At 45.9% G+C, this 9,697-nt stretch carries 8 protein-coding genes and 2 pseudogenes; all 10 read right to left on the minus strand.

What is annotated here, in order from left to right:
• Positions 1 to 74: 74 nt before the first annotated feature.
• On the minus strand, positions 75 to 1,625 hold the full coding sequence (locus VZ94_RS10510) for an ArnT family glycosyltransferase (RefSeq protein ID WP_239649833.1): 1,551 nt from the start codon (positions 1,623 to 1,625) through the stop codon (positions 75 to 77).
• Between the two features lie 48 nt (positions 1,626 to 1,673).
• A complete protein-coding gene (locus tag VZ94_RS31965) occupies positions 1,674 to 1,994 on the minus strand; it encodes a hypothetical protein (protein ID WP_338040341.1) in 321 nt (106 codons plus the stop codon).
• Positions 1,955 to 2,191: a hypothetical protein gene (locus VZ94_RS31970; RefSeq protein WP_338040342.1), complete on the minus strand. Its 237-nt coding sequence runs from the start codon at positions 2,189 to 2,191 to the stop codon at positions 1,955 to 1,957. Before VZ94_RS31970 ends, VZ94_RS31965 begins: the two co-directional genes overlap by 40 nt.
• Before the next feature lie 354 nt (positions 2,192 to 2,545).
• A complete protein-coding gene (locus VZ94_RS10520) occupies positions 2,546 to 3,427 on the minus strand; it encodes a transglutaminase family protein (RefSeq protein WP_045779203.1) in 882 nt (293 codons plus the stop codon).
• Positions 3,424 to 5,757: pseudogene (locus tag VZ94_RS10525) on the minus strand (circularly permuted type 2 ATP-grasp protein). The gene VZ94_RS10520 and the pseudogene VZ94_RS10525 overlap by 4 nt, the downstream one beginning before the upstream one ends.
• Positions 5,758 to 5,999: 242 nt before the next feature.
• A complete protein-coding gene (locus VZ94_RS28755; RefSeq protein ID WP_239649834.1) occupies positions 6,000 to 7,928 on the minus strand; it encodes a transglutaminase family protein in 1,929 nt (642 codons plus the stop codon).
• Positions 7,885 to 8,274 (minus strand): transglutaminase family protein, encoded by a 390-nt coding sequence (locus VZ94_RS28760; protein WP_239649835.1) that lies wholly within the window; start codon positions 8,272 to 8,274, stop codon positions 7,885 to 7,887. Before VZ94_RS28760 ends, VZ94_RS28755 begins: the two co-directional genes overlap by 44 nt.
• Before the next feature lie 10 nt (positions 8,275 to 8,284).
• Positions 8,285 to 9,130, minus strand: coding sequence for a transglutaminase family protein (locus VZ94_RS28765; protein WP_239649836.1), 846 nt, complete (start codon positions 9,128 to 9,130; stop codon positions 8,285 to 8,287).
• Entirely contained in the window at positions 9,087 to 9,401 is a 315-nt protein-coding gene (locus VZ94_RS28770; protein WP_239649837.1) for a transglutaminase N-terminal domain-containing protein, read from the minus strand. The genes VZ94_RS28765 and VZ94_RS28770 overlap by 44 nt, the downstream gene beginning before the upstream one ends.
• A 47-nt stretch (positions 9,402 to 9,448) precedes the next feature.
• Positions 9,449 to 9,697 (minus strand): annotated as a pseudogene (locus VZ94_RS10535) (hypothetical protein); the annotation flags it as partial.

Genomic DNA, 9,697 nt, shown 5'->3' on the forward strand with positions numbered 1-9,697 from the left:
AGTTAACGTTAGTAGTAAAGCAATGGGCATCTTCTTGCTAATTGACTCACGCATTACCATGAATAAGCAATAGCTCAGTCTGGTCGGCTTAACACAGGCCATTGTTTTAGCCCTTGCGCTAATAACACATGGTAAGGATTGCTTATGTCGAGAGGGTTTTCGATTTGGCCTAGGGTTTGAATATGCTCGAAAGCGTTGGTGATGGCTTTGGGCAAGGGTATGTATTTATGTTCGACTATTAAATAGGCTGAATGGCCGATTGGGTCATTAGGGCCGGGCCAGAGTTCGTATTGTGAGGCGATTTGGCCTGTTGTTTCGTAGCGGTAAACCTGCGGCTGCTCTGGTAGGTAAAACGCTAATTCACTGGTCATGAAGCGATGGCCTAGTGTGATAATGAACGCGTCTTGTCCGTGTTGTTGTCGGTAATTGTCCACTTGAGTAGCGAGTTGACGCCAGTATTTAAAGCGGCTGGTCGGGTCTAGTGGGCTGTTGGTTAAGTTAAAGACTGAGATTAATAGCGGTAATGCGTAAGTTATCAGCACTAAGCCTAAACCTAGTTTTATGCCGTTGGTGAGGCTATTGGGTAAGGTTTTGAGCTGGCTATAGCTGCCGCTAATTAGGATAATTGCGCTAAAGTAAAACGGCACTGCCCAGTTGCCCTGAGTTTTTTGGCCTATATTTAATAGAAAAATACCGGCTAATAGCACTGGGCCTGTTAGGGTTAAAAACTGTTCAGCGGCGTTGAGCTGTTTAAAGTGGCGCAAGCGTTTTGCGCTATCTGAGATAACGAGTACGCAGAGTAATGGCGAGATTAACAGTAATTGATAACCGATGAAGCTAGCGGCTTGGCTTGCTCTAGCGGATAGGTTTAAAACCTCTTGGGTTAAGTGATGTTTACTATGCTCATACATGACCCAATCATGCTCGGCATTCCACGCTAGGATGGGTATTAAGCTAAGCAAAACGGGTGCTAAATAGCTGAAAAAACATCGGCTTAGTAGTAACTGCCGTCTATTTTGTTCTAGCGCTAAGAAAATCAATACCATTAACGGTAACAGTAAAGCGACTTGTTTGCTTAAGACTGCTGCACCGGTTGCACAGCCAGCCCATAGCCAGGCTTTATCACGTTGTTTAAATAAGGCTTGCGCAAGATAATAGAGTGACATAGCCCAAAAACAACACAGCGGTGCGTCTATGGTCATGATAAAGCCTAACAAGACGTTAAACGGCATGGCGATTAACATGAGTAAGGCTAAACAACCGGCTTTAGGTGAGTAAAGCGCTGAGGTTGTTTTGTACAAATAAACTAGGGTTAAGAGGTTTAATATAGCGGCGGGTAGGCGTACTGACTCTACGCTAGAGCCGCCTAGTGTTGTGGCAACTGCGATAATCCATGCCACCATCGGTGGTTTACTGTAATAACACCAATCGGGTTGGCGTGACCAATCCCAGTAATAGCTCTCATCACCGATTAGCTCTAAGCCATTGCCGACAATATAGCCAATTTTTACAGTGAGTATGCCTATAAATAGCCAGATTAGCCGACGCTCTGATAGTGACAGTAAGGAGGTTAGCATGGGGTGAGGCAATAGCAAGGTCGTTGTCAGCTTTCGCAAGGTACGCATGGCGTACCCTACATGAATAACTGACGGTGACCGTTTAGAGGGGATGCGTTACAGGACAACACGCATTTTTTTGTCAGTTTGTGGTGTTAAGCAGGGTAGGGCAGAAATCGCTTCGCGTAATTTCGATTCCCAGCTTCGTCTCAGTCTAGGTAAGTAGTCGTCATCATCATCGAAGCAATAATATTCGTTAAAGCTAAAGCTATTTTTGCGGTAAATCAGCATTTCTACTGGTGGGCCTACACTGGCATTACTGCGGATAGTTGAATCCATAGAGACCAAGCAACAGCGAGCCGCTTCATCAATAGATGATTCTAATTTTAAAAACCTATCTAAAATAGGTTTGCCGTATTTACTTTCGCCAATTTGCAAAAAAAAGGTGTGTTAGCGGACGTGGTGATACTATTACCTTCGGCATATACCATATAGGCGCCATGGGGTTCATCACCAATTTGACCGGCGATAATAAATGTGGCGGTAAAGTTAAACGCGGATTGGCCTTCGGCATTTAAATGTTGTTTTTGTTTCTCGACGCTAATATGACCTAAATAACTAGCGGCTTCAGACAAACATTCAACGGTATTTAAATTAACTCCCGCTTTTTTTTATTTTGTCTCTATGCAATTGCTCAATCACCGCTTGGGTTGTAGCAAGATTGCCGGCGCACATTAATATAATAAATCGGTCGCTATTCGTTTCAAATGCGTGCATTTTTCCCGTGGGTACTGACATTATCAATACCCGCGTTGGTTCGAGAGTCCGATACCAGAATTAAACCTTCATTGATAGAAGCGGCAATACAATAAGTCATAGTCTTAACAGGGCAAGAACAAGGCAGAGTATTTTAATCTTTATTTAAGTAAATTACACCAGGTGTGCTTGATGCGAAAGCTTTTAGGTCAAGGAATTATCATTATGAGCGCTCAGCGTCTTGCGACATCAACAGACACACTTAACGAATGCTGACCACCACCATAAGCAATACCTTTAAGTGGCGTAACATCGGCAAAATCACGTCCCCAGCCTAACGTGATATATTGGTCATTCGGTATTTTATTATTGGTGGGGTCAAAATCTTGCCAGCCGATAGTCGGTATGTAGACGGCAAGCCAAGCATGTGAGGCATCTGCACCGACGAGCCTAGGCGTGCCAGGTGCAGGTATGGTTTCTAAGTAGCCTGAGATATAGCGTGCGGCTAACCCTAAGCTGCGTAGGCAGGCTATCGCTAAATGGGCAAAGTCCTGACATACCCCGCGCTTATGCTCTAACACGGTAGCTAACGGCGTGGCTATTGTCGTGAAAGAGGGGTCATAAGTGAAATCATGGTAAATGCGTTGGGTTAAATCGCAAGTAGCTTGAAATAACGATTGGTCTTTAGTAAACGAGGCCTCTGCATAAGCCACTAAATCATCTGAAGCGGTGACCATTGCTGAATCCAATAAGAATTGTTTGGCTTCTAATAGCTCGGGTGTTAATAGTGCGTGGCTATCTGAGCTTAGTAGTTCGCGTGCCGCTTCCCACGTTATCGCAGCATTGCTTGGCATAGGCATCGCTGTGACACAGACATCGCTGATAGCGGTAACAGTGAGTTCTTTATGCGCTTGCTGAATGGCAAAATAAGCGGTGCGATTACCAAAGTAATCGTCAAATTCTTGAAAATCACTCGGTGTAGGCGTGATAACAAACCTGGTATTTAAACAACGCTGGTGCGCTAAATTGCGCGGCTGTAGACGAGCTTGATTTTGACATAATCCGACGGCTTGGCTGTAGTGATAAGTCGTTGTGTGGGTAATCCTGTAGTTCATAGCTCATCATCTAAGCGTTGTACATGGGTTAAATCGGTTGTTTGCGAGTGGCTGAAATAGGCTTGTGCAATCACATCGGCAAGTTGCCATATCAATTCTCTGCTATCGGATAATAATTTATCGAGTTGCAAATAACAGGCCTCTTCATCGCTAGCAGCGAGTAATGTAGTTAAATTGCTTAACTTCACATCGGTGTATAGCTTCATGACCAATTGTTCTTCTTCGCTTAGCCTACTTTTGCGTTCTCTAGGCAGCTCTGCAATATGCGCTGAAAGTTGTTGCAGTTGATAAGCAAGTGAGCGTGGATGCGCGGCGTCAAATAATAATAAATCCAATACCATAGGGAGTTGTACCGGGCAGCGATAGCGGCGCTGGTAAATCGTTAAGCTATGGGTGGAATATAACACCGCTTCTAAAATTTGGCTTTGTACCGCGCTTTCTTGTTTGCAAACCAGCGCACCGCGCAGTAACGTGATGAGTGCTAGCGCGCGTTCCAGTTTACGGCCACTGTCAAGCATTAGCCAACCGGCTTCTCGGGTCATGCTTTCACTGGTGAAGCCGGTAAAGGCGACAATGCCGGTAATTAATTCATCTAAGCAGCTTAGCAAATGTTCTAGCGCCATATCGTTATTAATGACGCGTTGTTGCCAGCGGTGTTGAATATTATCTATTGTGCGCCAGGTATCTTGCGACCATAAATCACGCACACTAAATGCAGTCTGCACAAAACGCTTGTATATTAGCGGCGAGAGAACCGGGTTTTAAACTGTCTTTGGCTAGAGAAAGCAACTCAGTTTGTGGTGTGTTTAGTAGTGCATTGTCGGCGCGACAAAGCCTGGATAACTGGTAGTAACGTGCGTTAAGCTGGCTAATAAAACGCTTAATGACGATTGTTCGGTAGGGTCATTAAATTCTAATAGCGAGCGCATTTTAAGTAAGACCGTGCGCAGCAAACGAGCGGATGCTTCAATGCGTTCGATATAACGTCCTACCCAGAACAAATGGTCGGCCGCACGGCTAGTAAGGGCTTCGCTAACGGCTTCAACGACTAACGTGCGCGTGGGTGGTGTATTGCTGACCGAGGTTTCCTGCGTGGCAGGGGCTAAAATCCAGGTATCCTTGCTAAGACCACCTGATTGGTTGGAGACTGAGAAAGGATTTTGGCCTGAAGCGACTCGGGTCAGGCCGCCCGACATGACGATATAATCGTTGCCGTGTGCAACGACAAACTGGCGTAACACTGCTTGGCAAGGCTCGATTTTATGGTCTATGAAGGCCGGTACGGATGCTAAGTGCATTTGTTCTTGCCCGACGAACAAATAAGGCTTGGCAATAATTTCTGCGCGTAAACGCTGTTGCTGCTCACCCGATAATTCATTGCCAAAAATCGCGCTATTACCTGGGTTACGATTAATGTGTTTGATGATTAATCGGTCTAAGTTGTTTAAGACAAAGTCGCGTTCTTTAGCATGGCCACACCACCAGGTGGCAATAGAGGGGAGTAATAAGTCTTCGCCGAGGAAATAACGGGCTAATTGCGGTAAAAAAGCCAGTAAGCCGGGATTTTCTAAAATACTAGAGCCTAATGGATTGGCTATCGCAACATTGCCGCGCCGTACTGCTTCCATCAGTCCGGCGACGCCTAAGCGGGAATCACTGCGTAACTCTAAAGGGTCGCAATACACATCATCGACGCGCCGTAAAATGACATCGACATGTTGTAAGCCTGCCAACGTTTTTAACCAGACATGGCCATCACGCACGGTTAAATCGTCGCCTTGGACTAAGGTATAACCTAAATAAGCGGCTAAATAGGCGTGCTCAAAATAGGTTTCGTTAAATGGGCCAGGTGTAAGAATGACGATACGCGGATTATCTTTGTTTTGTGGTGATAATCCGGCTAAGCCTTTGTGCAAGCCTTTAAAAAAATTAGCCAGTCTATGGACTTTATTGGCTTGAAAAATATCGGGTAATACGCGTGTTAACACCATACGGTTTTCTAGCGCATAACCTGAGCCTGATGGGGCTTGGCTTCTATCGTCTAAAACGAATAACTGACCGCTGCTGCTGCGAACTAAGTTAGCAGAATAAATAACTAGCGACTTATTATGCTTAGGGTTGGCTCCCACACAACCGGGCAAAAAACCTTGATGACCGTAGATTAATTCAGGTGGCAACAAGCCTTGTTTTAACAAGTTTTGTGAGCCGTAGATGTCTTTTAGGATTAAATTTAGTAATTCAGCACGCTGTTGCAATCCTGCAGCTAAACGTAAACCGTCATCATGGCTAATCAGCAGTGGTATCGGGTCTAAACGCCAAGGCCGCGCCATTTTTTGCGTATCACCATAGACATTATAGGTCACGCCGTTTTCGCGTAATAAACGTTGCGCTTCTTTGCGACGCTTATCCAGCTCAGTAATGCCTAGTGTGTTTAATTGCGACCAATACGACAGCTCTTTCGCATCGTGTACGGCGGTTGCGTCGTCGTACACGCCTAGTTGCGTTGGGAAATATTGGCCGCTATCAGTTTGTGCAAAGGGATTTATAACGCTCACGCGATAACCTGTTACCGTTAACGATGTTGATAACGTAAGTCTAATGTAAATGGAAAATCATTGTTGAGTTCTTCCAGCGGCGGAGCCATCGGTCTTGGCGCATCGGTATGTATTCTAAAGCGTTGTTCTAGCGCTTGGTCGGCGACGGCTTCGGTTGTGGTTTGTGCCATAGGTGCTTTTATGATTGCCCCCGGTGTATGACCGTAATCCCAGAATCGGCTAATACGTCTGGCTTCGGCCTCAAAGCTGTTAACCGGGAAGCGCTCATAACTACGACCACCCGGATGGGCAACATGATAAGTACATCCTCCCACCGCATGACCGTTCCAAGTATCTATCACGTCAAAAATTAATGGTACATGGGGGCTAATCGTTGGGTGTAACGCCGACGGTGGTTGCCAAGCCCGGTAACGCACACCGGCAACATATTCGCCGATACGGTTCGTTGGTCGTAATGGCAGACGTCTACCGTTACAAGCAATGACATAGCGCCCAGCGGTAAAACCAGTGACTTTAACTTGTAAGCGCTCGACCGATGAATCAACATAGCGAGCAGTACCGGTGCTAGTGACTTCTTCGCCTAAGACATGCCAAGGTTCTATAGCAAAACGTAGCTCTAATTCCATGTCATCAGTCATCATGACGCCATATCTTGGGAAGCGGAATTCAAAAAATGGCTCTAGCCAGCTCAGCTCAAAGGGGTAGCCAGCTCGTTTTAAGTCATTGACCACGCTGATTAAGTCTTGTCGTACATAATGCGGCAGCATAAAGCGGTCATGTAATTCTGTGCCCCAGCGTACTAAGTCGTGTTGATACGGTTTACGCCAAAACCATGCGATTAACGCGCGTAATAACACCGTTTGGACGAGTGACATACGCGCATGAGGCGGCATTTCAAAGGCTCTCAGCTCTAAAATACCTAAACGACCTGTTGAGCTATCGGGTGAATACAGTTTATCTATGCAAAATTCAGCTCTATGGGTATTACCGGTAATATCGGTTAACAAATGCCGTAGCAAGCGGTCAACTAGCCAAGGTGCAGGTACTTCACCGGCTGGCATTTGTTGGAAGGCGATTTCTAACTCGTATAATTTTTCATCCCGACCCTCATCGACTCTAGGTGCTTGACTGGTAGGGCCGATAAACATACCTGAGAATAAATACGATAAGCCTGGATGATGTTGCCAGTAAGTAATTAAGCTGCGTAATAAATCAGGCCGTCTTAACAGCGGGCTATCGGCTGGCGATTCTGCACCTATGGTGATGTGATTGCCGCCGCCCGTTCCGGTATGGCGACCGTCGAGCATAAATTTTTCTGTGCCTAAGCGCGATAAATAGGCGTTTTGATACAGTATTTCAGTTTTTTCAACTAATTCTGGCCAGTTTTTAGAGGGGTGAATATTGACCTCGATAACGCCGGGGTCTGGTGTAACCATTAGGCGTTCGACGCGGTAATCTCTAGGGGGCTCATAACCTTCGATGACTACAGGTAACGCTAGTTTTTCTGCAACGATTTCAATGGTTGCGATTAAGTCTAAATAATGTTCCAGCGTAGACAGCGGCGGCATGAATAAATACAAGCGACCATTGCGCGGCTCTATACAAATCGCGGTATGCGGTACATCGACGTAGCGGCTAGGTACATCGCCAGGCTCTTGCTCATTTAAGTCGGATGTAGCGGTTTTTTCTTCAAACGTGCTGTAACGCTGCATGACTTCGCCAAAATAGTCGGCCAATTTCGGCAAGTCTTTGAATAAGCTTTGCGGTTCTTGCGGGTCACGTCGTTCAGGCGCTACCCAAGGCAAGCTGCTTAACGGCATACGCATACCGATAGGTGAGTTACCGGGTATTAAAAACATTGCGCCTCGTCTAAATTCCCAAGGGCCGCTTTGCCAAACATGGTTATACCAATTCCATTTTAACGGTAAGGTAAAACCTACCGGCATACCCAAATCTTGGTCTAATACTTGCGCAAGCGTTCTGCGTTCTAGCGGGTCTTTTTAAATTGGCTTTAAGTGGATTCAGGTTAGTCGGTAATGTGCCTTCTTGCCATAAGTAGTAAAAGCTGTCTTCGTAGGCCGGTGTGATATGGCTTTCCGTGACGCCTAAATAGCGAGTCAGTTCTTGAGTAAACGCCAACGCATCTTTAATGTCATGACCATAATCGGTATTGATGTCGGCTAATAGCTCAGGATTTCGCCATATCGGGGTATGGTCTTTACGCCAAAAAATGCCGTATTGCCAGCGTGGTAAGGGTTCACCGGGATACCATTTGCCTTGCCCGTAATGCAATAATGCGCCTTTAGCAAAAAACGTCGCGCAAACGTTTGGTCAATTCTTGTGCGCGCTCGCGTTTGTGCGCACCATCTGCGTGCGTATTCCATTGCGGACTCTCCATATCATCAATAGAGACGAAGGTAGGTTCGCCGCCCATCGTCAAATGAACGCGGTCTTGCTCGAATTGCCTGTCTATTTGTAAGCCCAGCTCGTTAATCGCGTACCATTGCTCATCGGTATAAGGTTTGGTGACGCGTGGGTCTTCAAATAAGCGTTCGACGGTATTGCTAAAGTCAAATTCGACTTCGCAAGGGTCTGTACAGCCGGTTACCGGTGCAGCGCTTGCAGGTGAAGGTGTACAGGCTAATGGAATATGACCTTCGCCGGCTAAAAGACCCGAGGTCGGGTCTAAGCCTATCCAACCAGCCCCAGGAATATAGACTTCTGCCCAGGCATGTAAATCGGTAAAATCTTGAGCTGGCCCTGATGGACCGTCTAATGATTTAATGTCGGCGGTTAATTGCACTAAATAACCGGAGACAAAGCGTGCCGCTAGGCCAAAATGCCGTAGGATTTGCACTAATAACCAGGCCGAATCACGACACGAGCCATTGGCTTTGGTCAATGTTTCTTCGCAGCTTTGAATACCAGGTTCCATCCGAATGTTATAGGCAACTGTTTGATAAACGGCGCGATTAACATCGACCATAAAGTCGTTGATATTACGTGGGCTTAAATCGAAGTTGGCTAGCCATTGCTTAAGTCGTTCACCTGATTCAGCGATTTCTAAATAAGGCACTAATTCTTTAGCCAGTGCGGCTTCATAGCTAAAAGGAAATTTTTCGGCGTAGCTTTCGACGAAAAAAATCAAATGGATTAATCGTCGTCATATCGGCAATGACTTCGACATCGACGCTTAATAAACGGGTTTTTTTCGGAAACACCACGCGCGCCAATATATTGCCGAAGGGGTCTTGTTGCCAGTTAATAAAATGCTCTTCTGGCTCAATGCGTAGGCTATAACCTTTTATCGGTGTGCGGCTATGTACGGCAGGGCGCAATCTAAACACATGCGGCGACAGCGCGACAGCTTTGTCGAAGTGGTAAATTGTTTTGTGCCGAATGGCTACTTTTATTGACATGCGAAAATCCTCGACGTTAAGTGATGTAGCATAGCAAGTGCCTATGATTAATAGGCTTTGCGTTGTTGTTCGGATTGCATTCTGAGCAATTCTTCTTCAATACCGGCAGCAAACGTAAGTTGTGCGACATTATTGGTATGGAAAAAACCTTGGAAATCTTGGTAGCGCTGAACATATTCGATAATTAACGAAGAATGCTCAGATGACGTGGAAAAAATTTGTTTTAAGCCTTCTTGTTTAGAGCCTACTGCGTCGAGTAAAAAATCCTTGCCTTGTTCACGTATAGCATTCACCAC

Source organism: Methylocucumis oryzae (assembly GCF_000963695.1).
In the GTDB taxonomy this organism is placed as follows: Bacteria; Pseudomonadota; Gammaproteobacteria; order Methylococcales; family Methylomonadaceae; genus Methylovulum; species Methylovulum oryzae.